The sequence below is a fragment of the Methanosarcina siciliae T4/M genome (assembly GCF_000970085.1).
Classification (GTDB): Archaea; Halobacteriota; Methanosarcinia; order Methanosarcinales; family Methanosarcinaceae; genus Methanosarcina; species Methanosarcina siciliae.
Genome location: NZ_CP009506.1, coordinates 4,870,047 through 4,896,180 on the forward strand (window position 1 = coordinate 4,870,047; position 26,134 = coordinate 4,896,180).

Consider the following 26,134-nt stretch of genomic DNA (forward strand, 5'->3'; position numbering starts at 1 on the left):
ATATGCAGTGCAATGTGTGTGAGTTCGGGTGCGAAATCGATGAATACAGCAGGGGCAGGTGCGGGACTTATGTCTGTACCGGCGATACCATTATCCAGGACCCTGATATGGGATACCTTGGTGCATATCCAGTCTCCATAGAAACTATCCCCTTGCTTCATTATTATCCCTCAGGTAAGTTTCTCCAGGTCTTCGGCACGGGCTGTAATTTCCAGTGTTCCGGGTGTGTGGCTCGTCTGCTGGCTTCAGGAAAATCTCTTTCAAGTACCACTTTAACTCCCTCCCAGGTCGTGGAAAAAGCTCTGCAGCAGGATTGCCTGGGTGTGGTTTCCACTTTAAATGAGCCTGCTGCAAATTATTATCTCTTCAGGGACCTTGCAGTGCAGGCAAAAGAAAAGGGTTTGCTTGTGGGCTGTTCCACAAACTGCTATTTCACAGAAGAGACTTTGAACAAGCTCGGGCAGCTTGTGGATTTCATGAATGTCGGAATCAAAGGTTATTCTGACAGGAGTTACATAAGCTGCGGAGTCCCTTCATCAGCTCCCGTTTTCCGCAATATTTCCCGGCTTTTTGACATGGGAGTGCATGTTGAAACTTCGGTTGTTTATTCAAGGGGAAATGAAACCGATGTGATAAAGGTTGCAGAAGCTGTATCCGATATTTCTCCAACCATTCCTGTCCAGGTCATGAGATTCATCCCCTTCGGGGATGCGCCTATTGAGCTTGAGCCCTCCGTAGGAGAGGCGGAGAGCCTGTGCGCTGATCTGCGTAAGTATGTGGATTATGTTTATCTTTTCAATTCTCCGGGTACGGAACTATTGAATACTTACTGTCCCGAATGCGGCAGTCTCCTTGCAGAGCGGGAGTTCTACGGTCCCATGGGTTCGAGACCGGTAAGACCCTGGGTAAGTTATGCCTGTGATTGTGGAAAGACTGTGCCTGTTAAAGGGACAACTGCCGTTGAACGCTTCAATGAGGAAGGCTTCATGGGCGGATACCGGATAAGCCGGGCTTTCGGGATGGTCCATGGAGTACTTACATGTCTGGGAATACCGGACGATTCCAGGTTAATAGATGTCTGGAGAGAAATCTCCGATTCCGGGACCCTTATGCAGGTACACCATATGATCCAGCAGCCTTACGCTTATCTTGATTTTGTCAGGCTAATCGCGGAAAAGGCAAATGTGCCGGAAAAAGGAGAAGAGCTTATTTCCTTTATCCGTACACGCCTGGAGCTTGTTAAGTCCCTTGCAGCAGAAAACAGTGGCCGTAAGGTGTATTACTGCATGGGCTCTCCTCTCTTTGCCCTGAACGCCGGGAGAATGGAAAATAACCTTGTGACATTTTCCGGGGGCTTGAGCATCAATAAGCAGCTCCAAAAGGAAGGCAAACCGGGTGTAAATGTTTCTCCTTCCTTTATCAATGAAAATAATCCGGATACTATTTTCATCTCCGGTTTCCTTTCCCGCCCACTTTATGAATTCTATACTCTCTGCCGGCAGTACGGCATAGAGACGGATGCTGTAAAACAGCAGCGGGTCTATGAAGTCCCTCCCTCCTGGGATTTCGGAAACCCCCGCTGGATCCTGGGGCTCATGTATATTGCAGACAAACTGTATCCAGGAAACTCAGGAATCGACCTGGAAAAAGAAGCAGATGAGTTCTACAGGCAGTTTTACGGCATGCCATATGGGAAAGCCACGCCTAACAGGTCTTTTCACAGGCCCACTTCCGGGACCTGGCATGTTTTGAGGTGCACTCATGCCTGAATGCAGGTATTCCCGTACTACTCTAGTGTACATGCTTCCCCTGGTCTTACTAATAGGCTCCCTTTTCGTGGGGAGATATCAGACTCCTGTCTCGGCGGTTGTGGACGAGAGCATGAAAGCTTTTTCATCTCTCATTTTTGGCACCCCTGCTTCGGTTTCCACTCAACATACGGTTCTTTTCAATGTAAGGCTGCCCAGGATACTTGCAGCTTTGCTTGTAGGGGCTGCACTTTCCACAGCCGGCGCCTCTTTTCAGGGGATCTTCAGGAATCCCCTTGTCTCTCCATATATTCTGGGAGTGGGTGCAGGTGCGGGTTTCGGAGCATGCCTGGCAATACTGCTCTGGGATAATTACCTGCTTATACAGTTGATGGCTTTTGCTTTCGGACTCCTGGCCATGTTTCTTGCCATAAGTATGGGGAAAGCCAGCAAAGGTACGGGAACTCTGGTCTTTGTGCTTTCCGGAATTATCGTGAGTTCTATTTTTACGGCGCTTACCTCCCTGGTAAAGTATGTGGCAGACCCTTATGACGAACTTCCCGCGATAGTATTCTGGCTTATGGGAAGCCTTGCTACTGTCCGGTACGGGGACTTGCTCTACATAGTGTTGCCCATTTTTGTCGGGGCTCTGGTGCTGTTCCTTCTCAGGTGGAGGATCAATATCATGTCCCTCGGAGACGAGGAAGCTAAAGCTCTCGGGATGAACGTGGAAAAAATGCGCCTGGTTATCATTGTTTGTGCAACCCTTTTAACTTCAGCGGCGGTCAGCATCAGCGGTGTTATTGGCTGGGTCGGGCTGGTCGTGCCTCATATCTCAAGGATGATAGTTGGTCCGAACTACAGTCGCCTGCTGCCCATGAGCATGGTCATCGGGGCCTCTTTTCTGCTGCTTGTAGATGACCTGTCAAGGACTATTGCCGCTACGGAAATCCCTCTGGGGATCCTCACTTCTCTTGTAGGTGCTCCTTTGTTTGCATATCTTATCCGAAGGGGGCGCATGGGATGGAATTGATGCTGGAAGTGAATTCTCTTGCTTTTTCCTATGGAAACGGGCCGGTCTTTGAAAACGTCTCTTTCTCGCTAAAAAAGGGCGAGGTCATGTGCATCCTGGGTCCTAACGGGGCGGGAAAATCCACACTGATCAAATGCATTGCAGGGATTCTCAAACCTGCTACCGGGTCTGTCCGAATTCTGGGAGAGGATACGACTTCTCTCGGGGCAAAGGGAATTGCCCGGCATATAGGTTATGTACCCCAGCAGAACGAGGTTGTGTTTCCTTTCACCGTGCTGGACTTTGTGGTAATGGGCCGGGCTCCTCATCTTTCCATGTTTTCATCCCCCCGTGCTGAAGATATGGAGCTTGCAATGGAGTCGCTTGCAGTGGTTGGACTTTCCGATCTTGCGGAAAGGCCGGTTGCCAGTCTTAGCGGCGGGCAGAGCCAGATGGTCCTGATCGCCCGGGCTCTTGTCCAGCAGCCTTCTCTGCTTTTACTGGATGAGCCGACTTCCCACCTTGATTTTGGGAACCAGGTCCTTGTGCTGGAAACGGTGCAGAGGCTTGCCTCCCTCGGAATGTCCATTGTGATGAACACTCACATGCCTGACCATGCTTTTCTGGTGGGCAGCAGAGCCGCAGCTCTGGAAGGGGGCAGGCTGGTTGCACTGGGAGAGGTTGAAACGGTTGTAACCGGCAAGATGATGTCCTCGGTTTATGGGGTAAAGGTAGCTGTCCGGGAAATCGAAGATATGAAGAGAAAAGTGTGTCTGCCCTTACGGGGGAAATAATACACCGAACCTGCATCGAACTAAATCAGGACATTGTGAATAAACCAACATAATGGACAAATTTTTGAATAACAGAAAGAGGCGCAATCGCCTTAATTTTACTTTCACGATAAAAATCCGAACATAGAAAAACAAGAACTAAAGTCTATTGGAGAATTTTTATGAACTTGAAGAGATTTAAAGCTGTAGCTCTGGCTATCTTTGTGCTAACGTTAATCCTTGCATTGGCAGGAACGTGTACTGCTGCGTCGGTTGAAATAAGGGGCGCTCCCCTTGATACCGGGAGCACGGAGTCCCAGAATATCTCGTGGGATTTCAGAACCTTCCCGGCTTTTGCTTTCAATGCAAATAAGTACAGTAATTACGTTAGTGGGGTTGGAGAGCACCTTTATTTTGAGGACAAAGGAAACAGCCCTGCTCTGGGTAAAGATAATCCTTCAGCCAGCACAATCGATGAAGGTGAACTCTTTTATACTACCAAACAGTTTCCTTCGAAGTATAAGGTGTTCTCCGAAGAAGAAAATGTAACAAAGCTATCATTCTTTTACATGATGCATCTCTTTGGTAAACCCTACTGTACTATCGACAATGATGCAACGCATCTTGCCAGGATGCTGTACCAGCAGGGTGCCAGCGACAAGAAAACCCTCAAAGCAGGAGAAACCTGGGATATTGCCGGTGGGTACAGCCTTATTCTGAACGGGATTGATGTTAACGGCAACAAATGCTATTTTTCGCTTTACCAAAATGGTAAGGAACTTGATACTGCAGTAATCTCCACGGACGGCACGATAGATGACAGGATATTTACAGCAGATGCCGAATTCGGAGACAATGACACACATATTTATTTCGTTACCTTTGTGGATTCTGTTTTTGCAAGTGCGGATACCGATTTTGCAGTGTTCAAGTACACCTGGCTGATAGATAAGGACAAGCCTCTTTCAATCGAATCCGGGGACGAATATGGCAATTTCGAAGTAGACCAGGCTCTTGAAAACCTGATAGTAATGTCAAATTCCGACGCAATAACAATTAATGTCGACGCTGACAGCAAGACTAACATTACAGACGAGTGGTATTTCAAGACCTCTGATGAAGGAAAAGGAAGCAATGGAGGATACGTGATCTACCCGGCAAAAACAGTCATTCTCGCAGAACAAAGTCCTGCAACTGCAACCGGCACTGCAACCGGCACTGCAACCGGCACTGCAGGAACCGATACTTCATCCCCTGCTTCCAGTAACGTTCAGGTGCAGGAAGATAATAGCACTCAGACAAAAGCAATAACCGAAACCTCCAGTGGAAATAGTGGAGAGGTTTACGGAGCTTCATCTGAAGTCCCGGCTGAAGCAGAAACACCTGTATCTTCCAGCAGCGAAGCGGCAGCCAGTTCAGGTTTCGGAGGATTTCTGGCTATTTTCTCGCTGGTCAGCATAGTTTATTGTTTTAAGAGGAATCAAATCTAAAAATGGATAGCGTGCAGAAAGTTCTGTAAATTCTAAATTACTTTATGCGTCTTCGGTTAAATGATGAATCATGACAAATTGCCTCCATTTCCACAACAGTTATCAGACATTTTACCAGATTGGAGGTTGGAACCGAGTATCGATTCCATGCAAAAAGGCCAAAATTTAAGACCGCTTCTGGTGCAAAATCGATAGCTTTCAGGCAAGAGAATTACTTAACCGATGACGCATGAAAATCTATTCACCTAATTCTTGTTTTTCTCTGTTTGTCAGATAATACTCCAGCTATTATTGATAAAAGGAATGATACGCCAAGTAAAATAAGCGTTAATTTGTTGAATCTGTCTTTTGAATGGTTTTTTTGATGAGTTTTGAGGGTCCTAAGTCTTTTTTCCAGGGCGAGTATCGACTCTCTATGAGACGAAACTTTCTGATTTCTGCCCGCAATTCGGAATTTTATTTTCTTCTTTCTGAATCCGGAAAGTTTCAGTCTATTTTTTATGGATTTTTTGTCAGATCTGGCTATCCGTCTTCTTCATAGGAAAATTATATATATTAAAACACGGTAATAGGATTCCGGGCATCCTGCGATGAACAGGAATCCCCAATACAAGAAAAGGAGATCCAGAATATGAAAGAAAAAGTAGAGGTAGAAGCTCCAAAACCTATTTTGCGTGGGTTTTTGTTCGGCAATGGTACGTTTGTCACCCCGGCAGAAATGAAAATCATGGAAAGCCTTGGGGTCATTCCGGCAACAAGAGCATAAACTCGAAAAGTGAACCGGGAAAAAGCGCATTATGAAGAGGTCAGGGAATTCATTAAAACATTCTATAACCATCCTACAAAATATCTGGCTATTTTATTAAGCTAACCTCCAAAAATCCAACAAACCAACCTCCTAAATGTAAATCAATCTTCCCATTACAGTGATTTGCACCAGCTCCTTCTTATGCTCAAAAGAAGGTGATGGAAGTCGAATCACGTTAAAGTGAAAATTTACAGAAAAATTATCTTCTGACCCGTAAGCTCTGTGTTTTCCTGCGTTCCGATTCTTTCATTTCTCCCTTTTTATTTTTTTGTTTTATTCTTTTGTTTTATTCTTTTGTTTTTGGGTCATAGATCTCAGGATCACGCATGCCCGTTAATTAATTTTCGTCCTTTTTAAAGGAATATGTCCTTTTTCCTTTCCTTTTCAGCTTGAATAACCTCTTCCGGGTTATACTTTCCATAATTTCTTCTTCTTTCATCTGATGGTCGCTAAATGAAAGGGTTCCTTCCGGTTTCAGGACCCTGTGCAACTCTTTCATAACAAGTTCCGGTTTGTTCAGGGTATGATAGGTATCATAGAAGAGGACTGTATCCAGGCTTCCGCCGGGCAGACCTGTGTCGTAATCGGAAAGGATTGTTTCTATGTTTTTCAGCTGTTTTATCGAAGCCAGATGCCGGACCATCTCAACAGCAACCGGGTTGATATCCAGAGCATAGACTTTCCCTGAAGGGCCCACCATTTCGGAGGCATCACGGATATAGGAACCTGACCCGCAGCCGTAATCAAGAATTTTGAAACCGGGCTTTATCCCGGCCTCTTCCAGGATTTTCCTGCGGGGGAAAAAGAAGTCCCGGAACTTGAAGATAAGGGTCGTTGCATGGAATCGAAAATCAGAATCTGGTTCTTCCGTGATGTTTTCCTCCTTTCATGTTCAGTCAATTATTCAGTAACGGTTAAGATCTTTCTCTTATAAGCAGCTTTTTTCTTCAAACTTATTTTGAGATTCACATGTCTTATATTTTGCCTACGAAAAGTTTTCATGATTTTTTGTTGTGTACGGAGATCCATGATCATACGTAATCAAAGCGCTGCCTGTAGCAGTTATTCAGACCCTGAACCTTCACTGCCATACCTGAGTACAAATTCCGGAGGTAAATACTGGAGCGCAAAAACTTAATCTAAAATCGGAAAATAGAATTACCTCATAAAGTATCCAAGTAATTATTCATGATGTGCTTTATGAATTGTGGAGACGATTATGAAAGCAGCTTGTATCCAGATGAATATCTCACTTTGTTCGAAACAGGAAAACCTTGAGCGTGCCCTCTCCCTGGCAGAAAAAGCAGTTTCAAGAGAAGCCGAGCTGCTCGTCTTTCCGGAAGTTTTCTCAACCGGCTTTTGCTATGACCACATAGAGGAAGTTGCTGAAACTGCCTCCGGCCCCACGCTTGAAGCTCTCCGTGACTTTTCCAGAGAATATGGTTGTATTCTTGCAGGCTCAATGATAGAAAAAAGAGAACAGAAGGAAACATGTATAGGAAGTTCGGAAAAAAAAGTTCCTTCCCAGTACAATCTCGGTTTCTGCATCGAATCCGGAAAGCTAACCGGGACCCGTAGAAAAGTCCAGCTTTACGGTCTTGAAAAGGAATATTTTGCACCTGGAGACAGCATAGCTCCTATCAGGCTGCAAAAACACGGACTCTCTATGGGGCTTATAGTTTGTAATGAAATCAGGTATCCTGAAGTGGCCCGAAAACTTGCCCTTGAAGGAGCAGACTTTCTGGTCTCAGCTGCCGATATACCGGACTTTTACATATATCCCTGGCGTATTATGTCCATTTCCCGGGCTATTGAAAACCAGCTGCCACATATAGCCTGCACCAGAGTAGGAAAAGATAGGTATTCAACTTATCCAGGCGGCTCTTTTATTACCGACGGCTGGGGCCGCATTCTGGCAGAAGCTGGAACAAAAGAGTGTGTTCTTCTTGGAGAAATCGATCTGGAAAAAGCAAAAGAAATCAGGCAAACAGGCTCTATTCTCGAAGACCGCAGGTCTGACCTTTATTAAATGTTAAAATTGAAGAATCCGGATGACAAAAAGTGGTTAAAAAAGGTTAACCCCGTCGGGTTACCCTTTAAGTTCCTTCACAATCAGTTCGCGTGCGGTTTTTGCGTCTGCCGTACCTTTTGTCTTTTTCATGACCTGTCCGACCAGGAAGTTCAGGGACTTTTCTGTTCCTCCGAGATAGTCCTGCACTGCAGCTGCGTTTTCGGCAATTGTTTCGGCAACAGCTTTTGTGACCAGGTCGTCTTCGGCTTTGAAAAGACCCTTTTCTTCGATAATCTGCGAGGGAGCCTTTTCCTCCGTGCCGTCCAGAATGGCTCGGATGACTTCAACTGCAGCCCTGTCACTTATCTTGCCTTCGGCAAAAAGGGTGACCAGTTCTACCATATCCTCGCCCTTGAAAGAATTCTCTACTTCAGGGTCTTTTGCGTGGATAAAGCCAATGGTCTTGCCGTCGTAGGAAGAGATCGCAAGGTCACGGTAGTTCAGCTCTCCGAGGAGGACGTCTGCGGTCCAGGTGGCGGCAATCTTCGGGTCAACACCTTTTGCACAGACTCCTTCGTAGAAGTCGGCGAGCATGATCTTGGACGTAAGGGCTCTTGCATGCATATCCGTAATGCCGTACTGCTCAATGAAGCGGGCACGTTTAGCGTCCGGAAGTTCGGGCAGGGTTTCTTTGATTGCAGGAATCCAGCCAGTGATACGCATAGGCATAAGGTCGGGCTCACGGAAGTAGCGGTAGTCTTCTGCCTCTTCCTTTGTCCTCATTGAGAGCGTTACACCCCTGCCCTCATCGAAGTGGCGGGTCTCCTGCACGATTGTTCCTCCACGGCGGATCACGTTCTTCTGGCGCATGATCTCGTAGAGGAGAGCCTTTTCCACTCCTTTGTGGGAGGAGATGTTCTTGACCTCAACCCTGGTCCCCCAGTGAACCGAGACGTTAGCATCGACACGCATAGCCCCTTCAAGGTTTCCGTCAAAGATGTCCAGGTATTCGAGGATGTTTCTGAACTTGTCAAGGAACCTTCTGGCTTCCTTGGGGCTCCTCATATCCGGCTCGGTAACGGTTTCGATCAGGGGCATGCCCGACCTGTTGTAGTCTATAAGGACCCCTTTGGATTTTCCGATACTCCCTATGTGCACAAGCTTCCCGGGGTCTTCTTCCATATGGGCTCTTGTAATCCCGACAACATGTTCTCCGTCTTCGCCTTCGATTACGACCTTTCCATTGCTGACAATCGGATAGTCGTATTGGGTTACCTGGAAACCTTTCGGGAGGTCAGGGTAGAAGTAGTTCTTCCTGTGGAACTGGGTCTCTTCCGCAATCTCGCCTTCAAGGGCAAGCCCCACCTTTATTGCTGCTTCCACGGTTTTTTTGTTCAGGACCGGAAGTGTTCCGGGCAGGCCGAGGCAGATAGGACAGGTATGGGTGTTTGGGGCTGCATTGTGGTAATCGGTAGAGCAGCCGCAGAACATTTTGGTCTTGAGCTTGTTGAGCTGGACGTGAATTTCAAGCCCGATCCTTATACCGTCAGGGTTTTCGTAGACCATTTACGCCACCTCCGGAGGTCTCTTTGTGTGGTAATCGGTATTCTTCTCAAAAGTATAGGCTGCCCTAAGGACAGTCGGCTCATCAAAGGGTTTGCCCATTATCTGGAGTCCCACAGGCAGTCCGTCAGTAAAGCCGCAGGGTACGGAAACTGAAGGTACGCCTGCGAGGTTGATCGGGCAGGTGTTTACGTCCGAGAGGTAGAGGGTAAGCGGGTCTTCAATCTTCTCCCCTATTTTGAAGGCAGGATTTGGCATGGTCGGCGCCATGAGCAGGTCAACTGTTGAGAGAGCCTTATCAAAGTCCTGCTTGACAAGGGTCCTGACCTTCAGAGCTTTGAGGTAATACTTGTCATGGTAACCTGCAGAAAGCGCATAGGTCCCGAGGAGAATTCTTCGCTTAACTTCGGTTCCGAACCCTTCGGCTCTGGTCTTTGAGACCATTGCGTGCCAGTTTTCCCCATTTTCTCTGAATCCGTAACGTGTTCCGTCAAAGCGGGCAAGGTTTGAGGACGCTTCACTCATTGCAATGATATAATATGAAGCAAGAGCGTAATTTATGTTGGGCATCGAAACTTCCTGCCAGGTCGCTCCGAGGCTTTCAAATTTGTGGATTGCGTCCCATACGGCTTTTTCCACACCCGAATGGATACCTTCTCCGAAAAACTCTTTCGGAACCCCTATCTTCAGATCTTTTACGTCGTCAACAAGAGCTTTCCTGTATTCTGTTTTGCTGTCAATGGAAGTGGAATCTCTTTTGTCATAACCTGCTATGACATCCATCAGGACTGCAATATCTTCCACGTTGTTTGCAAGAGGTCCGACCTGTTCAAGGGAATTTGCGTAAGCCACAACCCCGTACCTTGAAACAGCCCCATAGGTCGGTTTAAGTCCCACAACTCCACAGAAAGCTGCAGGACAGCGCACAGACCCACCTGTGTCCGAACCAAGGGCAAAAGGGGCTTCTCCGGCTGCAACAACTGCTGCACTGCCTCCGGAAGATCCGCCAGGTACTCTTTCAATGTCCCAGGGGTTTGCGGTTGGCCCGAAATAGCTGGTTTCCGTAGACGACCCCATTGCAAACTCATCAAGGTTGGTTTTTCCAAGGATTACGGCTCCGGCATCAAGAAGTTTTTCGATTACGTGAGCATTGAATGGGGGAACATAGCCTTCAAGGATTTTCGAGCCACAGCTGTTTGGAAGCCCTACTACGGAAATATTGTCCTTTATTGCGATTGGCACACCTGCAAGGGGGCCTTCGTACCCTTCAACATCAATCTTTTTTGCCTGTTCGAGGGCTTTATGGGAAACCTTTATATAACCGTTGATTTTGCTTTTTCCGATAGCTTCGAGGTATTCGGCTGTTACTTCTTCGGCTGAGCTTTCCCTGATCTTCTCTTTAACCTGTGCAACACTCATCCATTTCGCCATCAAAACATCTCCTCAGCCGATCTTCGGGACCCTGAAGGTCCCATCCTGTTTGTGTTCGGTGTTTGCAAGAACCTTTTCCTGCGAAAGGCATTCTTCCACCACATCTTCCCTGAATACATTATAGATCTCAGCTACATGATATGTGGGAGCAACGTCTCCGGTCGGCAACTCGTCGAGCTGCCCGAAGTACTCCAGAACTGAGTTAAGTTTTTCCATATACTCAACTGTTTCCTGCTCGTTGATCTCAATGCGGGCAAGCCAACCGATGTGTTCTACATCCTCTTTTGTGATCATTAAAATTCCTCAAAAATAGAATAATCCGAAATAGAATGCCGTTAGTTATCCATAATAGAAACAGTTTATGAAATAAATATATTCTTCCTATTCTCATTTCGGAGGGTATGCGGGGAAGTATTTTTTAAATATAATTTGGCGTAACTGTTCTCATTTTTCAGACCAAATTGAAATACTGACAATCATTCAGTTAATGTTACTCCTTACTTGTTCTTCTGCTACACTCAATGCTAATTATTTTCATACTGGCTAGAATACGCCTGGAATTATTCTGCGGCAACAATATTCTGCAAATTCAGATCTGCAAATTTATTGATTCTTCCGTCTACGTAGATCGGTCTTAGAAAGTCTCATGGAATTACCCTGAAATTCCAAAGATTTCAAAAATTTGGGAACGAGGTGAGAAAGTGATACTAAATAGAGTAGCAGTGGATCGGGAACAATGTGAAAAAGTGATACTAAATAGAGTAGCAGTGGATCAATTTAGTGAGACTCTTCAAAAGGCAAGAAACGACCCTTCAAAAACTAAAAAAGTGATTGAGTTTGAAGGGAACTGGGAGATAGGCAAGACCGGGCCTCAATTTTCCACAACGATAAAAACTGAAAAAGGAGGAGAGTTCCTGATTCAATCGGATGAACCCATAGCTCTCGGAGGCAGCGGAACTGCCCCCAATCCTGTTCAGTATGGCCTGTACGGAATAGCGTCCTGTTTTGCAGCTTCTCTTGCTAAATGGACTGCAATGGAAGGTATAGTCCTCAATCAATTAAAGATAAAGGTCAGAGCCGACATGGATTTAAGTGCAAGCTTTGGAATTTTCCAGGAGCCTGCAATTCCTATATATGAACGTATTAAATTCGAAATCGTAATCGACTCCGGAATGAGCATGGAAGAAATCGAAAGATTTAATGAGATCGCAAAGCAGCGTTGTCCGTGTTATTACTGTTTGACCGCTGCAATCATCCCCGAAATTGTATTCAAAAAAGGAGATCAGAACCATAAACAGGTGTCTTTTCTCTAGTGATCTGTTGAAGTGTATCAGGTTTCTATCCGGAAGGGCTCTATTCGGGCTCTTTTCCTTTTAGGAGTAGTTTTTGAGAGTCCCACATGGGGACCCCCTTTTCAAGAGGATTAAAAAGTGAAGGAACTATTCTTTCTATATTTTTTGCTCTATCTTAAAAAATAGCTTTTGTCCCACTTTTTTCCCACTTTTTTCCCACTTTCTGCCTCATGTGTAGGGCGTACATCTGGACCTTTTTCATTTTTGCGAGGTTGAGGACTTTTTCGAGTTCTTCGTCGGTTAGGTGCCGGGCTTCGATGTAACCGTTGTCTACGGCCTCGTTGAAGATTTCATAACCTATGGCTGAGCGGGTGAGGACTGTGGTCCAGCCTTTGGGGCTGCCCACGCCGCCGAAGGAAATGTCTGCGTTTTCAGAGGCAAGATCCGTGCAAAACTGGCAGGATGAACTGCGGTATTCATCGAAGTCGCTGAGTTCCAGAATATGTTCTTTTCCGTCTTTCAGCGTAATTTCGAATTTTCCTTTCCGGATTTTCATGGCCTCCACATTTTCGAGTGTGATCCCATAGCTTTCCAGTACAGCTTTAATTCCTTCATAGGCGAAGGTGTCCATGCAGAAGAGGCCCAGTTTCAGGATTTTTGCCCTCATAAAGAGGTGCAGTAAGCCGTAGGAACTTTTCTGCATCTTTGTGACGGCGTCGATGTTGCAGCTGGTTCCTACAAAGGCGATGCTATGCATTCCCTGCTTGATTGCGCTCATCAGGGCTTCAAGGGTCATTGAGTGGGAGTAGATGCTTCCCCCGCTTTCAAGAATCTCCTCCCTGGTTTTTGCTACTTTTGGTATGGGTTTCCAGGGTTCTTCCTTTGAGCGGGTTGTGACCACAGCGCAGTCGATCAGGCCTTCATCCAGGGCGTACAGGAGAAGAGAGGTCACAACTCCACCATCCTGACCTTTCATTTCGGGAATGGCAGATTTTGCAGCGTAGGCATATCGGAAGCTCCCGATCAGTCCCTCTTCGGTGGTGATTGTCCGTGGACACTGGTAATAGCAGACCCCACAGGCTTTGCAGGGCCCAACCAGTTTTGGGGCTCCGTTTTCAATGGTTATGTACTCACAGTTTGCTGCACAGGATCCGCAAAGAGTGCAGATTCCTGGTTTTATGATGTCTTTTTTCAGTTTTCCGAAAGAAATCTTTTCCTTCTCACTCAGGTTTCGCTTGAGCCGAATGACACTCTTTTCCAGTACATCGAATTTTTGCTTGCATTCGGGACTGCAGAAATAATAGGTTTTTCCCCCGTAGTCCGAAATGTATTCACTGTTTTCAGGTATTATTTTCTTGCAGATAGGATCCAGTGGCATTAATGGCCTCCAATTCAGGTTGATACGAAAAATGTAATAAGTATATATACATTTTTATAATCATGTCCTTTATAATTTATACTCTTTATAATTATGTGTTGCAATTTAATCTTACTGGCATGTAGAATCCGGAATTACCCGATTCACATAACCTGGTTAAGAAATAAAATGTGAATATAATGTAAAAACAGAATTGAAATCGAAGCTAGTTGACAACTTTAACCTTTTTGCAAAGGTTATTATAGGCTCTGGTTAATACCTTCTTCAAACTTCAGATAAATTATGGTCTTGTTTATATCTTTTTACGGGGTTCTGAAGAAGCAGCACTCTGGAAGTCCCGATGCTAAAATTTCGGCTTCAAAGTGATATGTTCAATCCAGTCTCATCGGCTTTATTGAAGTTTGGGGATCTTCAAATAAATCTCTGAACAATCTCTAATTAACCTTCGAATAAGCTCAAATATATTTGGAATAATCTTGGATATCTTTGAACTAAACTCCATTATACTTGGAATACACTTGAATGTATCTGGAATAAACTTGAATAACCTTCAAATAAGCTTAAATTGTCTTTTCAGATAAAGCCTGAAAAATAATAATCTCCAAATTGCATTTAATCACAGACCCTCAGGAAGGTACAAAAAATGGCTCTTAAACCCAGAATTGCAGAATCTCCTCAGGTTCGTTTGATCGACCTCAAATCAAAACCGTTCTTTATCGTGGCTTCCGTAGAAGTCGGAAACACAACCACCAAATGTATCCTTACAGCTACCAACATGGATACGGGCAGGACTCATATCATAAACAAGGTCGTACGGATGACAAGGGACGTCCGTCCTCCCAAATCCGGAGAAGTCATATTCGGAAAAACACTTACTGGAGTGGAATTGACACGCGAATCCGTTGCGGAACTGGTGAAGGGCACCCTGAACGAATCTCTGGAAAAGGCCAACCTGGATATAAAGACAGACCTTAACTTTGTGGTGCGTTCAACAGGTGTCGTTGCAGGCTTTGATTCCCCGGAGGAAGTGGGAGAATTTATCAAAGCCCTGGCGGATGGATGCCTGATGGCCGGAGTCCCTCCAAAGAACATGACTCCTCCAATGTCCATCTCGAATATCTCTAAAAAGCTCCAGAAATACAGTAAACTGGAAAAAGTCATCTTTGACGGAGCTGTAGCCGGTGTTATGCCTCCTATAGGCTCTACAGGTGTTGAAATCGTTGCAAACGAAATGGAAGGGGAGCTTGCAACAGCAGGGATCAAGGAAGCGGCTAAACTGACGGATGTCGATTTCAGGAACCCCTGCATTTCAATTGACTTCGGAACGACCCTTGACGGCAGGATTACAAGCCCTGACCTGCCGTATGCAAAAACAATCGGAAACTTCTGCGGTTATGCGGGTGCAATTCCTGATGCTATTATTCGGGGCTCGAAAATTGTTGATGCCAGAGTAGGCACTGCTCTGGAAGTTTTTGAGAAACAGAAACCCCCTTCATTCCTTACTTTGAAGATGAAGGCTAAAGCGATCGAAGAGTATGCAAAGCGCATTGATGAACTCATAATTATCGAAAAAGTTCCTGCGGATAGAAAACGGTACGGGAGTGTCCCTGTAAGGCCTGATGCGGCCGACGAGATAGGTGTAACCCTTATAGGCTGTGATGTGGGCGAAAATGGCTCAAACATGGGAAAACTAAGCGCAATAGGTCTGGAGATATGTAAAAGTCATGGGCTGCCTATCGTTTATGCTGTCATTGACGAGGTAATGGCCAGAGTGGTTTGCAGGCTTATAGAAATCGCAAAGAATGGAGGACTCATTTTTGAAGATACGACTATCGGAATTACAGGAAGGGCAGGAATTACCGGGAATAAGCCAAAATTAATCCTGAGCTGCCTTGAGAAGATGAACCTTGCTCCCAAAATCGATGGGAAAGTGGTCTTTGTGGATGACGGGCTTGCCAGAGGTGCAGCAGTAATGGCACGCTGCATGAATTCCCTTGGAATACCGCAACAACCGCTTGGCGGCAGACACGGTGGGAAATGCATTCTTGCACAGCGGATGAAAATGCAGGAAAAGTGAACTGGCAGTTGTGCAGTGCAATTAAAAAAGATTGGAGTTGAGGAATGAAAATCAGGCAGGAAAATTGACAGGAAGAATTATCCTCCTGCTCCTCCTCCTCCGGCTTTTCCAAGATCGTAGGTCTGCATCGTTTCTCTTTCTTTCCTGAACCTTTCTTCCAGTTCTTTGGCAGTAAACTCCCTCTCTTCTCTCTTTTCTGTGGGTTTGATATCCGTATATTCCAGAGTTTCTTCTCTGTACCAGAGGTCGGTACTTTCGAGCAGGACCCAAACATTTCCCTCTTCGTCCTTTTTTATCTCGATAACCCTGCTCACCGTATCGCTATTTACATATTTTACAGCATTTCCTACTCGGATGGGTTTTTTGTTGCGCCCTACTGCTGTGATTTCCTCGGCATCAGCCATGCTTTCACCTCGGGGGCTTCCAGGACGGTGGCATTTAGGCCCTGCAAGTCCGTTTCTTTACATAAAGATAACTGCTAATAGGTTATTCAGACTCTTTAATAAAGATTGTGCAGCCTTAACTGCAAAACCTCTGGTAAAGCCCGAAAAGACTTAATAAAGGCCTTAATAGAGAATCTTGAATTTAAAAAATAAAAAAGAATTTAGAGGTTTACTGATCATTCAGCAAATGTTACCCTCTTTTGCTGGTTAATCTTTTTACTGGTTGATTTCGCTCCTTAGTTCTCCCATGAGGGCAACCCTTTCGGCAAAAGCGTTGTGCCTGTGTATGCTCTCTTCGTTAATCTGTTTGATAGTGATCACAGCATTATCGGGAAGGTTAGGAAACTCTTTTACAATATTGTCTGCCATTGTCCTTACACAATCTTCCACAAACTTCGGGTTCATGTGTGCGGTTTCCACGACAACCTTTTCGTCCGAGCGTTTCAGAACTTCATAGACGCTTGAACTCATGGAGCTCTCGATGATCTTGATTATATTCTCAAGGGAAACGTCAAAATCATGTGCTACCTTGATCGAGATAATACCTCTGCCGCGCTGGTTGTGGGTTGCCATTGGCACTTTTTCCAGGAATTTTATAATTGTATCCCTGTCAACCCCAAGCCCGGCAAGCTCGTTTGCAGCCTTATCTCTCATTATCTCCTGAGCACAGGGGCAGGCGGTCATTCCGACTACTTCTGCTCCTATGAGTTTTTTTACATCAAAGTAGTCTTTGTCACCGACACCTCTTACAGCTGAAGCTTCGGCAAAGATATTAACGACTTCCTGACACTTGATCCCAGTTGAAGGAGAGGCGCGCCGTATCATATATTCGCTTTTCATTCTTACTTCAGCCTGATTTGCATATTCGTGGCGGCCAAGCAGATTGTGTGCGATATCGCTGCATAGTTGTTCTATTTCATATACCGGTGTACTGAGCACTTTCTCAAGCACCTCGTCTACAGCTTCGAAGTTCCTTGAGAGGTTTGCTCCCTTGCGGTCTGAAGGCAGATCAACAAAGACATCAAAAGTTGAAATCAGTACTATCGGACGTTTATCCTTTCGTTTGATTTCAACCAGCTTTTTCATGTTTGTTACCCCAACGCGAGTGAGGTTGATGGCTATGCTTGGTTTGCTGGCCTGGACATCAGGGAGGTTGAAAGTACAGTGTTCCATATTAACCAGATCCGTGAAAAGATGAGTATGTGCTTGATTTGTAGAATCAATACTTAACAAATACATATTTTTATTATATGCATTTGGAAAAATATAGTGACCATAAGAAGTAATAGCATGTAAAGTTTGTGCTTTCCAGGTTCTTTTCCAAAAGTACAATAAATGCATTTTGTAAGAGTTTCGAAAACCCCTTTCCTGAAGCATATTTTGGGACGGATTTTTAACAACGAATAAATATTTAAATATTTCCCATGTTCCTAACAATCTATGCAAATTTAGTTTGTGTACCTCATATAAATTAAGTTCCTTTTTGGATAAACCACTAACTAAAGGCGACATCCTGAAGAAAGATTTTATATACTTTAAAAATTAATCAGTGTCTAGCAATACAATTTGCGAGGTGACCTTTATGTCCAACACAAGAAATTTTGTTTTACGAGACGAAGAAGGCAATGAACATGGAGTTTTCACTGGAAAACAGCCTCGGCAGGCTGCCCTGAAAGCTGCAAACCGGGGTTCCGGTACAAAATCCAAACCGGATGTCATCCGCCTCAGAGAACGCGGGACAAAGAAGGTGCACGTTTTCAAGGCATGGAAGGAACTTGTCGCAGCCCCCAAAAATAGGCCTGACTGGATGCCTGAGAAAATCAGCAAGCCCTTTGTCAAGAAAGAAAAAATCGAAAAAATCGAGTAAACCCATATCCTTCATATACCCTGTAAACCGGGGTTCTTTATTTTCTTTTTTATATCCAGATGCGTAATTAGCCTGGACAGGCCTTGATTTTATACTATCCGGGCTGGTTTATTTATATTATTTTTATGCTCATTTCCATAACTCCTATATCTCACTTCTATAACTCCTATAATCTATTTCTATGATCTCCAAAGCTCGATATATATTCAAAATCTTAATATATTTTGATGTGTTTATATTAATTTGTTTTTACAGAATTCCCCCTGGCTTGAACTCGGGATGTTCAACGATAAGTTTAAAAAGATATTTTCTTATTTCCTAAATCATGGAACTCAAAAGAGAGAATGTGCTTATCGAAGCCCTTCCTTATATGCAGGAATTCTATGCTTCAATTATGGTTATCAAGGTGGGGGGGAATGCAATGGTCAGCACCCAGATCATGGAGGACATCATAAAGGATATTGTTCTCCTGCGTTATGTGGGAATCAAACCCGTTATTGTACACGGGGGAGGCCCTGAAATAACTGAAAAAATGGAACGTATGGGTAAAAAGGCCGAATTTTTCCAGGGGCTCCGTATTACGGACGATGAAACTATGGAAATCGCCAGGATGGTTCTGGTAGGGAACATAAACACCAAGATTGTATCCCTTATTGGGATCTTCGGCGGGAAAGGTGTCGGGTTTACAGGTTACGACGGGAGAATGATCCTTGGCCACAAACAGGCTGCAAAACGTGTATTAGTCGATGGTGTGGAAACTGAAGTGGATATCGGATGGGTTGGGGACAGCGAAGTCATAAACCCGGAGATTCTCCACATTATGCTTGAAAAAGGCTATATCCCTGTAATCTCTCCAATCGCTGTGGATGCGAAAGGTAATGCCCTGAACATTAATGCTGATACGGTTGCAGGAGACATTGCAGCGGCTCTGAAAGCTAAAAAATTGATCCTTATGACCGATGTTTCCGGTCTGCTGAGAAATATTGAAGACCCGAGCAGCCGCATCTCCCGCGTAAATCTGGATCAAATAGATTCCCTTATTGAAGAAGGAATTATCCGCGGGGGCATGATCCCCAAAATCAAAGGCGCTGCTGTTGCAGTTAAAAGCGGAGTAGAGAAAGCCCATATCATAAACGGAAGTGTTTCCCATTCCATGCTTCTTGAACTTTTCACAGACGGCGGAGTGGGAACCATGCTCTATGGGCCGGATCACCCGCCGGTGTGAAACAGGTTCACAGTAGTTTTTAATTACTGGCAAAAGCAAAAAAATTCCGGGGAGATAACTACTATGGATTTACTTATCAGGCCTGTCAGGTTGAGCGATTCCGAGGACATCAATGAAATGAGAAGGCAGGAAAATGTCAGGGCGAATACACTTGCCCTGGCAACCGAAACCATTGCTTTTACCGAAGGGTTCCTGAAGAGTCTGGGAAACGATGACTATGTACTGGTAGCTGAACTTGACGGAAAGGTCGTAGGGATGGTGGGGGTCCACCCCTTCAAAAGTGCAAGGCAGAGACATATAGCCTGCCTTGGCATGATGGTAAGGACCGAATATCAGGGTCAGGGCATTGGAAAAAAACTGCTGGAAAATATCCTGGACCTTGCAGATAACTGGCTCATGCTTGTAAGGGTTGAGCTCGACGTCACTTCTGACAATGAAAGAGCAATTCACCTGTATAGATCATTCGGGTTTGAGCTTGAAGGAAAAAAGAAATATTCGATAATAAAGGACGGGAAGTATGCTGACCTCCTTATGATGGCCAGGTACAGAATCCCCGCTCAGTTTAATTAAAAACGATTTTTTTTCGAGCGGAATTTTTCCGCTATTTCAATCTAAAATGGGTGCCCCATAGGTGAAATCTTCGATTTCCAGAACTTTTTTCCAGAGCTCTTTACATTCGCAGTCTGCTCTACTGAGGTCTTCGGGGTTCTGGGTGAGTGAAAAAGTCCGGAGGGAATCGGCAACTTCCGAGCTGCAGATCTTACAGTTGTGAGGGCCGCGTTTTGAGCCTGCCCCGACAGGATCGGACATCAAGGGAAGATCAGGGTGGGCGGTTTTTGCCTGCCTGAGGATTTCAATTATGCTCCAGAGCCAGGGAGGGCGGTACTGGCCTTTTTCCCAGAGAGCTTCGACAAGGGTGCCTTTCTGGACGTTGCAGAGGTTGATGGATATGGTGTCCGCATAAGGAGCTGCATCGTCTATGGAACATATGATATCTTCCATTGCCTGCTTTTCTGAGAGGAAGAGGGGCTTGAGCATAAGGTAGACTTTTACGGTTACTCCGTATTTTTTTGCAATTTCTGCTGCACGGACAAAGTCCTGGAAGGTGAACCCCTTATTAATGGAATCTCTTCGGATCTTATCCGAGCTTGTCTCGAGCCCGAATGCGAGTTCGAAAGGTTTGTCTTTCAGGACGCGGAGACAGGCCTGTACGTTCTCTTTCGTCACGTAATTAGGACGGGTCTCAACAAGCACTTTGATGACCCTGGGATCTTCTTCAAGGTTTTTGAGGATTGCATCCCTGGCTTCAGGCACGACTTCCTGTTCGTCAAGGAAACTGCCTGAGGTGAAGATCTTGACCATGAACTCAGGGAACTTTTCAGCTTTCCTAATCGCTTTTTCAAGCTGTGCCATGTAATCTTCGAGGGACGGGGGCTCGCTTGCGCAGTCATAGACGTAACCGCACATCGTACAGCCGCCGGCTTTTCCCCAACGGCAGCCTGCGCTTTTGAAGATTACAGTGAGAGTTTTTGTTTGAACCCCGTTTACAAGATCCGTTCCGGTCCAGCTTGCCGCAGGTTCATTCGTAGGTGAAGGTTTTACTTTTATCCGCTGTCGGATCTCCAGTACTGCTTTATTAAGGGACATGGGCTTAAAACTCGCTATATGGATCAGTATTCAGTTTATTATTTACTGAATATTTATTTACTGCATTTATTGCATTTCTGCATTATTTGCAAAAAAAAATTCAGAAGCCCCGAACAGGCTTCATCTCCGGTCTTTCACTTTTGATTAGTATTTTCCTGTCCTGTACTTTTCGGTTTTATTCAAACTCAATGGTTGCAGGCGGTTTGGGTGTGATGTCGTAGACCACTCTAGCTACCTTAGGAATCTCACCAGTGATCCTGGATTCCAGGTGTTTGAGCACGTCCCAAGGGAGCTCGAGGGCCTCTGCAGTCATTCCGTCTCTTGACCCTACAGCTCTTACAGCCACTATCCAGCCGTAAGCCCGGACGTCTCCTTTCACTCCTGTCCCTTTGCCAAGTACGGCAGCAAAAGTCTGCCAGGGGCAGAACCTGTCGAGCAGTTCCTCTTCCACGATGAAGTTTGCTTCTCGCACGACCTCAAGCTTTTCTTCAGTAACTTCCCCGAGGATACGCACAGCAAGCCCCGGACCCGGGAAAGGCATTCTCTCACAGATCTCTTCAGGCAGCTTAAGAGCCCAGGCGACTTCCCTTACCTCGTCTTTGTAAAGGTCTTCGATAGGCTCAACAATTTTCTTGAAGTCCATTACGCTCGGCAGCCCTCCCACATTGTGGTGGGACTTGATCCCGCCTTCGGACTCGATCCTATCAGGATAGATCGTGCCCTGGATCAGGTAATCGGCTGCAATCCTCTTCGCCTCGTCTTCGAAAACTCGGATAAAGGTCTCACCAACAGCCTTCCTTTTCTCTTCAGGGTCCGTAACTCCGGCAAGGGCTTCAAGGAACCTGTCTTTCGCATACACGACGTGAAGGTTCATGTGCGAGAAAATGTGTTTTATCCTCTCGGTTTCCCCTTTCCTCATAAGTCCGGTGTCTATATAGATGGGCTGCAGCCTGTCTCCTATTGCCCTGTAAGCCAGCTCCGCACAAACAGAACTGTCCACACCTCCGGAAAGTGCAATAATTGCCTTCCCCTCCTTTATTTCCTGGCTAATTTTCTCAATTGCTTTTGGAATGAATTTTTCGGGTTTTACCATTGAAGCGCTCCTTCGAGTGAATCTTTCCATTGAAGAAATAATAGTGACTGGTGAATTGTATGAGAATAATTAAGGTTTGATTATATTTTATTGTGGTATATGAGTCAGTGCATGGGGTTTTTGATATTTAAAGGTATAGTAAGATAGCTATTTTACAGAATAGTAGATTGCTGGAAACTTAACGAATGGTAATTAAAAAATAGAACGAAATAATTTTATCTTCATATATCTAAAAAAATGGTAGAGTTTAAGTTCTGAAGGAATCCTAATATTTTAAATTTACGACTATGGATAGTTGGTATTACAGAATGTTAGACTGAAACAGGTGATACTTACTTTATATTGTTGGTCTGCCTAATTGACTGATACTCTCTTTATGGTATGTATCAGGTTGCGAACTTTGAGATTGGAAATTTACTGTTCCCCACCGCTCTGGATAAATCTATGAGGTAACTTCTATATACCCGAGGGAGAAAGACAGTTCATTGCTATTCTTTTTGGGGCAGGTTTAGATGAAGACCACTATAGCCAGCAATAACTCCGGTTTGTTGATTTGTAAATGAACAAACATCCTTCCACAAAATATAAGTGGAAATATGAATAGCTAAGTTGGGGAGAATAAAACAAACAGAAAAACTATACAATAAAGACGGGTCCATTTATTGTGCAAGGAGAGGGAGTTGAACCCCCTGGCCCCATGGGTAAACTTACGAATTATTAAACTTATGACTAAAGAAAGCTTTCACCTTGCCCATGAGGCGCTTTCTCCTCCCATAATCATAGCCAATATTGAACTCATAGCAATCCCTCCAACAATGTTTTCATATGAAAGATGAATTGCCATCTTTGTCATAACTATGTCAATAATTAACGTAAGCTGGAGCTCTACCTCTACACTTTGTATTTCTCTCAAATGATCTTTTCCTGAAATAAAGATCAATGAAGTATTTCGTATCTACTGTAAATAATATATAAATAACTTTTCGTTGAATCCTCTTTCCATAGAGTATCAAAATCCAATCGTTAGAGTGAGATGACAGCAGGCAATTTGATTTTGAAGCAGTTTTTGTTCCTTTGCTAAAAGAGGGTCTGGCAAATCATCCTGTGTAAATCAGGCAGATTTCATAATAATTCACAATTCGAGTGGTATTTTAGCAGAGTAAATCGGTGTTAAAAACTGGCATTATTTTTGGTCTGTTGTGAGACCATATCCTTTTGCTCTCATTGGAGTGTACCAGCGCACTTTTGATTTTTTAGATATTACATGGGTTCTTAATGGGCTTATCTACTTAACGTTTAACCATTGTGATTTGTTAAACAATCCACTGATTGTAGATATTCTTGCGTCTTGTAAAGGCTTCCTCCCCACCTTCCATAATATTTACGATTTTCTTCTGTATTTGCATTCTATCTATACTTCCATATTCGGTTTCTGCTTTATCCGACTCGTTCTTGAAAACAACAATTTTTTCACAATCCCCTAAAACTGGAATATTTGGATTGTGGGTTGCAAAAATTATTTGCCGTTGACCCTTTAATTCAATGATTTTTTTAATTAAGCCTTCGTACACTGTTTGGTTGTCAAGATCATCTTCTGGTTGGTCCATTATTACAGGTATGTTTTCTTGAGCAAGAAGTAGCATTAATAATGCGGAAGCTCTTTGACCCAACGAAAGGTGTTGTATCGATTTTTCTTTATATTTAATTTCGATTAAGTCGGGAACTCGGAATAGACAAAAATCAACTTCATTTTCAAAAATTCTCTCTTTGAATTTTGTCCATTCATTGTCAGTAAAACCCACATGATGAAATCTTTCTCTGTCATCCAGTGAATAAAATAATTCTATGTTATCTGTGAAAATTTGGGTCAGTTTTTGAAGTTTTTCGGCTTTGAATCTAGTTCCTTTGAAAAAAGATATCATGAAATCATCGTAGCTTTGTTTTGATTGTTTGTATTTAATCTCAATATGAACTAGTTCTTGCGAAGAGTTGATTTCCTCTTTTTTTTGTTCCCTTATAGACCATTCCTTATGCCATAAATTTTGCAAATCAGAATACAAAATTTTTTTCTGTTTTTCTACCCTTATAATTTCCTCTTTTTGTTTTCCGATTTTAGAAAGCTTTAATTTTATTTCTTCAATTTCTTGAATATGTTCCCCAAAATCGTCTGGGGACACTTCGGTAATATCAATTTCACGTTTGATTTTCGCGATTTCGTCTTCTACTTTGTTTTTTTCTTTAGTAAATTCATTTTTTAGTTGCTTTATTTTTACAGACGAAAATTCTTCGGCTTTCTCTATGTTTTGTATTTCCTTTAACCATGTTGTTTTCAATTCTTCTACGCTATTTTTTACTGATTCGAATAATTTTGGATTTTCTTCTGAGTCCATTGAATTTATAAAAGAAAACTCATTTGTGATTTTGTTTTTGAACTCTAAGATATGTTTTTTCGAATTCTCCAGTGATGAACTTATCTGATTGAAAATAACTTCGTCTCTCCTGAAGTTCGCTTCTTTTTTAAGTTTTTCTGCAATCTTCATTTTTTCAAAAGTGTTTATTTTATCTTCTAAAGCGGCTTTTTGTGTTTTGTAATTCTCCTCCTTGCTTATTTGTTCATTAAGTTCCCCGGAATTTTTCAATATTTTCTTAATCTCTGTTTCCTTTTCGTGTATTTTTTCTTTTATAGCTCGTAACTCTTCTCCAATAAACTGGTCTATTAACTCTATTTGGGTTCCCCTCTCCATAGATTGTTTTTGGATGTCCTTCTGTCCATAATACACGACACGGAATATCGAGGAAGGTAGCAAATCTGGTTTATATTCTTCATCTCGGTATACCTTAGGTCTTTCGTTAACTATTCTTTCAATCCTGTATTTCTGTGTCGAATTTTGTACTTCAAGTGTAATTTTCCCACCTGGGCCAATAGCGTGCTTTAAAAGGTTTTCTTTATATTCTGAGTCTTCCTTCGCATCGATTTCCAACGCATACCTTATTGCTTCTATAAATGCAGATTTCCCGGAGCCCCGTATTCCTATTAAGTTTGTCATATCACTGTTTAGCTGGATATCAATGTTAGACATGAGTTTCCCAGTTTCAATAAAAAGTCTGGTGATGCAAGGGTGGTTAAATTCTGGAGTTTTGTCTTTTACTCTTATTTCGTGATTAACCAAAGAAAACCTGATGGCATCAAAACTGTAATCACCTATTTTTAGGTAAGTATATTTATTTCCAACTTGATCGAGCTTCTTTGGGTCAGATGCTGAAATGAATGCTGGAATATAGTTTTTCTCAGCTTTCCCCACATCTTTTGCAACATTTTTTACCCAATTATTCAAAAAAGTATTTTTTGTGTTTTCTTTTGCGTCTTGACAAGCTAATATTTGGTTCCTGAAATAACCTTTTTTTAGATAATCCATGATTCTTCCCCCTCTCAACTCTTGGAAGAATCCACAATTGTTGTCTACATGAGCAAGGACAATAAAATAACGGCATTTCAATTCTTGTAAGTTTTCAATTGTTTCATCTAAATCTAATTCGCATCGTTCTGGATCTCCCTCACTGTCAAAGCGAGGTTTAGCTCTAAAAGCTATACTGAGAAATACATCAATCTTTGAAGAATTAGGTTCAGTGTTTTCACAATCCTCAGGTGAAAAAATTATTAGTGCGTGTAATCCCCTTTTCCCATCTTTCATTGAGAGCTCGATTCCAGGTAATAAAAAGATATCTTCCTTAATGGCGGCTTCTCTGAGTAAGTTGAATTCTTCTCTATTAAATTTATTATGGTTAGTTATTGCTCCCAATTTTATGTCTTTTTTCTTCAACTCGTGAATGTATTTTTCAACAAATTCTTGCTCGTCGATGATATCAGTTTTGAATTCTTTGTCTGATTTGGTGTGTAAATGAAAATCTGCTTTTAAGTATTGAGCTCCTCCAGTAAAGTACGAATTTTCATTTGTTTCTTCTGTAGCAATATCGTTATGTGTTTCGGTAGCTGCCATTATTTCACCAATTGGATAATTATTTTCTGTAATTTTTTGTGATTGGCATGTCCTTTTATCTTGAATTTTTGAATAATAATATCCAACCTTGTTGTATTTTTTGTGTATATTTGAGACTTTATATACTTATCGAAAAACTTTATTTGTCTAATGATAAATGAGATGTTTTAAAATTAATTTTTCCGGTTGATTGAGTACTGTTAAGCGCCTAGCTATCTTAACTGACCCTAAATCAAAAAGTTACATTTCCTGAGGTATCTTCAGTGGATTCAGTTACA

The 26,134-nt window shown here is 43.4% G+C and carries 22 protein-coding genes; 11 read left to right on the forward strand and 11 right to left on the reverse strand.

Features of this window, described 5'->3' with window-relative positions; genetic code table 11:
- Positions 1–2 precede the first annotated feature (2 nt).
- The 5 genes from MSSIT_RS20365 (at position 3) to MSSIT_RS25440 (ending at position 5,789) form a co-directional block, all read left to right on the forward strand.
- On the forward strand, positions 3–1,769 hold the full coding sequence (locus MSSIT_RS20365) for a radical SAM protein (RefSeq protein ID WP_048174283.1): 1,767 nt from the start codon (positions 3–5) through the stop codon (positions 1,767–1,769).
- A complete protein-coding gene (locus tag MSSIT_RS20370) occupies positions 1,762–2,781 on the forward strand; it encodes a FecCD family ABC transporter permease (RefSeq protein WP_048174284.1) in 1,020 nt (339 codons plus the stop codon). Before MSSIT_RS20365 ends, MSSIT_RS20370 begins: the two co-directional genes overlap by 8 nt.
- Entirely contained in the window at positions 2,772–3,554 is a 783-nt protein-coding gene (locus MSSIT_RS20375; protein WP_048174285.1) for an ABC transporter ATP-binding protein, read from the forward strand. The genes MSSIT_RS20370 and MSSIT_RS20375 overlap by 10 nt, the downstream gene beginning before the upstream one ends.
- A gap of 161 nt (positions 3,555–3,715) precedes the next feature.
- Positions 3,716–5,023, forward strand: coding sequence for an S-layer protein domain-containing protein (locus MSSIT_RS20380; protein ID WP_048174286.1), 1,308 nt, complete (start codon positions 3,716–3,718; stop codon positions 5,021–5,023).
- Between the two features lie 631 nt (positions 5,024–5,654).
- Positions 5,655–5,789: a hypothetical protein gene (locus MSSIT_RS25440; protein ID WP_261788950.1), complete on the forward strand. Its 135-nt coding sequence runs from the start codon at positions 5,655–5,657 to the stop codon at positions 5,787–5,789.
- Positions 5,790–6,168: 379 nt separating this feature from the next.
- Here the strand turns inward: MSSIT_RS25440 and MSSIT_RS20385 are convergent, their stop codons facing one another.
- Positions 6,169–6,705, reverse strand: a complete 537-nt coding sequence (locus MSSIT_RS20385) for a class I SAM-dependent methyltransferase (RefSeq protein WP_048174287.1) — start codon at positions 6,703–6,705, stop codon at positions 6,169–6,171.
- A 345-nt stretch (positions 6,706–7,050) separates the two neighbouring features.
- Between MSSIT_RS20385 and MSSIT_RS20390 the strand changes: the two genes are divergently transcribed.
- Positions 7,051–7,860, forward strand: a complete 810-nt coding sequence (locus MSSIT_RS20390) for a nitrilase-related carbon-nitrogen hydrolase (RefSeq protein WP_048174288.1) — start codon at positions 7,051–7,053, stop codon at positions 7,858–7,860.
- A 60-nt stretch (positions 7,861–7,920) separates the two neighbouring features.
- Here MSSIT_RS20390 and gatB read toward each other — a convergent pair whose 3' ends face one another.
- Genes gatB through gatC form a run of 3 tightly spaced genes read right to left on the reverse strand, consistent with a single transcriptional unit; the run spans position 7,921 to position 11,130 of the window.
- Positions 7,921–9,408: an Asp-tRNA(Asn)/Glu-tRNA(Gln) amidotransferase subunit GatB gene (gene gatB / locus MSSIT_RS20395; protein ID WP_048174289.1), complete on the reverse strand. Its 1,488-nt coding sequence runs from the start codon at positions 9,406–9,408 to the stop codon at positions 7,921–7,923.
- Positions 9,409–10,836 carry an Asp-tRNA(Asn)/Glu-tRNA(Gln) amidotransferase subunit GatA gene (gatA, locus tag MSSIT_RS20400; protein WP_048174290.1) on the reverse strand — a complete coding sequence of 476 codons (1,428 nt, stop codon included), beginning with the start codon at positions 10,834–10,836 and terminating at the stop codon, positions 9,409–9,411.
- 12 nt (positions 10,837–10,848) lie between these two features.
- Positions 10,849–11,130: an Asp-tRNA(Asn)/Glu-tRNA(Gln) amidotransferase subunit GatC gene (gatC, locus tag MSSIT_RS20405; protein ID WP_048174291.1), complete on the reverse strand. Its 282-nt coding sequence runs from the start codon at positions 11,128–11,130 to the stop codon at positions 10,849–10,851.
- Positions 11,131–11,537: 407 nt separating this feature from the next.
- On the opposite strand from gatC, the gene MSSIT_RS20410 reads away from it, so the two are divergent.
- Positions 11,538–12,149, forward strand: coding sequence for an OsmC family protein (locus tag MSSIT_RS20410; RefSeq protein ID WP_197080308.1), 612 nt, complete (start codon positions 11,538–11,540; stop codon positions 12,147–12,149).
- A 154-nt stretch (positions 12,150–12,303) separates the two neighbouring features.
- Here the strand turns inward: MSSIT_RS20410 and MSSIT_RS20415 are convergent, their stop codons facing one another.
- On the reverse strand, positions 12,304–13,506 hold the full coding sequence (locus MSSIT_RS20415) for a Coenzyme F420 hydrogenase/dehydrogenase, beta subunit C-terminal domain (protein WP_048174293.1): 1,203 nt from the start codon (positions 13,504–13,506) through the stop codon (positions 12,304–12,306).
- A 643-nt stretch (positions 13,507–14,149) separates the two neighbouring features.
- Between MSSIT_RS20415 and MSSIT_RS20420 the strand changes: the two genes are divergently transcribed.
- Positions 14,150–15,583, forward strand: coding sequence for a methanogenesis marker 14 protein (locus MSSIT_RS20420; RefSeq protein WP_048174294.1), 1,434 nt, complete (start codon positions 14,150–14,152; stop codon positions 15,581–15,583).
- A 77-nt stretch (positions 15,584–15,660) separates the two neighbouring features.
- Here MSSIT_RS20420 and MSSIT_RS20425 read toward each other — a convergent pair whose 3' ends face one another.
- Both MSSIT_RS20425 and mptA read right to left on the reverse strand, forming a co-directional pair.
- On the reverse strand, positions 15,661–15,987 hold the full coding sequence (locus tag MSSIT_RS20425; protein ID WP_048174295.1) for a DUF2098 domain-containing protein: 327 nt from the start codon (positions 15,985–15,987) through the stop codon (positions 15,661–15,663).
- A 255-nt stretch (positions 15,988–16,242) separates the two neighbouring features.
- Positions 16,243–17,199: a GTP cyclohydrolase MptA gene (mptA, locus tag MSSIT_RS20430; protein WP_048174296.1), complete on the reverse strand. Its 957-nt coding sequence runs from the start codon at positions 17,197–17,199 to the stop codon at positions 16,243–16,245.
- 409 nt (positions 17,200–17,608) lie between these two features.
- Here mptA and MSSIT_RS20435 point away from each other — a divergent pair, with 409 nt between their 5' ends.
- The 3 genes from MSSIT_RS20435 to MSSIT_RS20445 all read left to right on the forward strand — a co-directional run bounded on the left by MSSIT_RS20435 (position 17,609) and on the right by MSSIT_RS20445 (position 19,688).
- Entirely contained in the window at positions 17,609–17,893 is a 285-nt protein-coding gene (locus MSSIT_RS20435; protein ID WP_048174297.1) for a non-histone chromosomal MC1 family protein, read from the forward strand.
- Positions 17,894–18,218: 325 nt separating this feature from the next.
- Entirely contained in the window at positions 18,219–19,118 is a 900-nt protein-coding gene (gene argB, locus MSSIT_RS20440; protein WP_048174298.1) for an acetylglutamate kinase, read from the forward strand.
- A gap of 63 nt (positions 19,119–19,181) precedes the next feature.
- Positions 19,182–19,688, forward strand: coding sequence for a GNAT family N-acetyltransferase (locus MSSIT_RS20445; protein WP_048174299.1), 507 nt, complete (start codon positions 19,182–19,184; stop codon positions 19,686–19,688).
- Between the two features lie 36 nt (positions 19,689–19,724).
- On the opposite strand, the gene MSSIT_RS20450 is transcribed toward MSSIT_RS20445, so the two are convergent.
- The 4 genes from MSSIT_RS20450 to MSSIT_RS20460 form a co-directional block, all read right to left on the reverse strand.
- Positions 19,725–20,765 carry an archaeosine biosynthesis radical SAM protein RaSEA gene (locus MSSIT_RS20450; protein WP_048174300.1) on the reverse strand — a complete coding sequence of 347 codons (1,041 nt, stop codon included), beginning with the start codon at positions 20,763–20,765 and terminating at the stop codon, positions 19,725–19,727.
- A 175-nt stretch (positions 20,766–20,940) separates the two neighbouring features.
- The gene (guaA, locus tag MSSIT_RS20455; protein ID WP_048174301.1) at positions 20,941–21,858 is read right to left on the reverse strand and encodes a glutamine-hydrolyzing GMP synthase; all 918 of its coding nucleotides are present in this window, start codon (positions 21,856–21,858) and stop codon (positions 20,941–20,943) included.
- 742 nt (positions 21,859–22,600) lie between these two features.
- Positions 22,601–22,771 (reverse strand): hypothetical protein, encoded by a 171-nt coding sequence (locus MSSIT_RS23810; RefSeq protein WP_156158920.1) that lies wholly within the window; start codon positions 22,769–22,771, stop codon positions 22,601–22,603.
- Positions 22,772–23,171: 400 nt separating this feature from the next.
- The gene (locus MSSIT_RS20460; protein ID WP_048174302.1) at positions 23,172–25,856 is read right to left on the reverse strand and encodes a TrlF family AAA-like ATPase; all 2,685 of its coding nucleotides are present in this window, start codon (positions 25,854–25,856) and stop codon (positions 23,172–23,174) included.
- Positions 25,857–26,134: the final 278 nt, after the last annotated feature.

Excerpts from the sequence above, each read along its gene's own strand:
- MSSIT_RS20365 (WP_048174283.1), top strand. The coding sequence starts at position 3 with ATGCAGTGCAATGTGTGTGAGTTCGGGTGCGAAATCGATGAATACAGC.
- MSSIT_RS20370 (WP_048174284.1), top strand. The coding sequence starts at position 1,762 with ATGCCTGAATGCAGGTATTCCCGTACTACTCTAGTGTACATGCTTCCC.
- MSSIT_RS20375 (WP_048174285.1), top strand. The coding sequence starts at position 2,772 with ATGGAATTGATGCTGGAAGTGAATTCTCTTGCTTTTTCCTATGGAAAC.
- MSSIT_RS20380 (WP_048174286.1), top strand. The coding sequence starts at position 3,716 with ATGAACTTGAAGAGATTTAAAGCTGTAGCTCTGGCTATCTTTGTGCTA.
- MSSIT_RS25440 (WP_261788950.1), top strand. The coding sequence starts at position 5,655 with ATGAAAGAAAAAGTAGAGGTAGAAGCTCCAAAACCTATTTTGCGTGGG.
- MSSIT_RS20390 (WP_048174288.1), top strand. The coding sequence starts at position 7,051 with ATGAAAGCAGCTTGTATCCAGATGAATATCTCACTTTGTTCGAAACAG.
- gatB (WP_048174289.1), bottom strand. The coding sequence starts at position 9,408 with ATGGTCTACGAAAACCCTGACGGTATAAGGATCGGGCTTGAAATTCAC.
- gatA (WP_048174290.1), bottom strand. The coding sequence starts at position 10,836 with ATGGCGAAATGGATGAGTGTTGCACAGGTTAAAGAGAAGATCAGGGAA.
- gatC (WP_048174291.1), bottom strand. The coding sequence starts at position 11,130 with ATGATCACAAAAGAGGATGTAGAACACATCGGTTGGCTTGCCCGCATT.
- MSSIT_RS20415 (WP_048174293.1), bottom strand. The coding sequence starts at position 13,506 with ATGCCACTGGATCCTATCTGCAAGAAAATAATACCTGAAAACAGTGAA.
- MSSIT_RS20420 (WP_048174294.1), top strand. The coding sequence starts at position 14,150 with ATGGCTCTTAAACCCAGAATTGCAGAATCTCCTCAGGTTCGTTTGATC.
- MSSIT_RS20425 (WP_048174295.1), bottom strand. The coding sequence starts at position 15,987 with ATGGCTGATGCCGAGGAAATCACAGCAGTAGGGCGCAACAAAAAACCC.
- mptA (WP_048174296.1), bottom strand. The coding sequence starts at position 17,199 with ATGGAACACTGTACTTTCAACCTCCCTGATGTCCAGGCCAGCAAACCA.
- MSSIT_RS20435 (WP_048174297.1), top strand. The coding sequence starts at position 17,609 with ATGTCCAACACAAGAAATTTTGTTTTACGAGACGAAGAAGGCAATGAA.
- argB (WP_048174298.1), top strand. The coding sequence starts at position 18,219 with ATGGAACTCAAAAGAGAGAATGTGCTTATCGAAGCCCTTCCTTATATG.
- MSSIT_RS20445 (WP_048174299.1), top strand. The coding sequence starts at position 19,182 with ATGGATTTACTTATCAGGCCTGTCAGGTTGAGCGATTCCGAGGACATC.
- MSSIT_RS20450 (WP_048174300.1), bottom strand. The coding sequence starts at position 20,765 with ATGTCCCTTAATAAAGCAGTACTGGAGATCCGACAGCGGATAAAAGTA.
- guaA (WP_048174301.1), bottom strand. The coding sequence starts at position 21,858 with ATGGTAAAACCCGAAAAATTCATTCCAAAAGCAATTGAGAAAATTAGC.
- MSSIT_RS20460 (WP_048174302.1), bottom strand. The coding sequence starts at position 25,856 with ATGGCAGCTACCGAAACACATAACGATATTGCTACAGAAGAAACAAAT.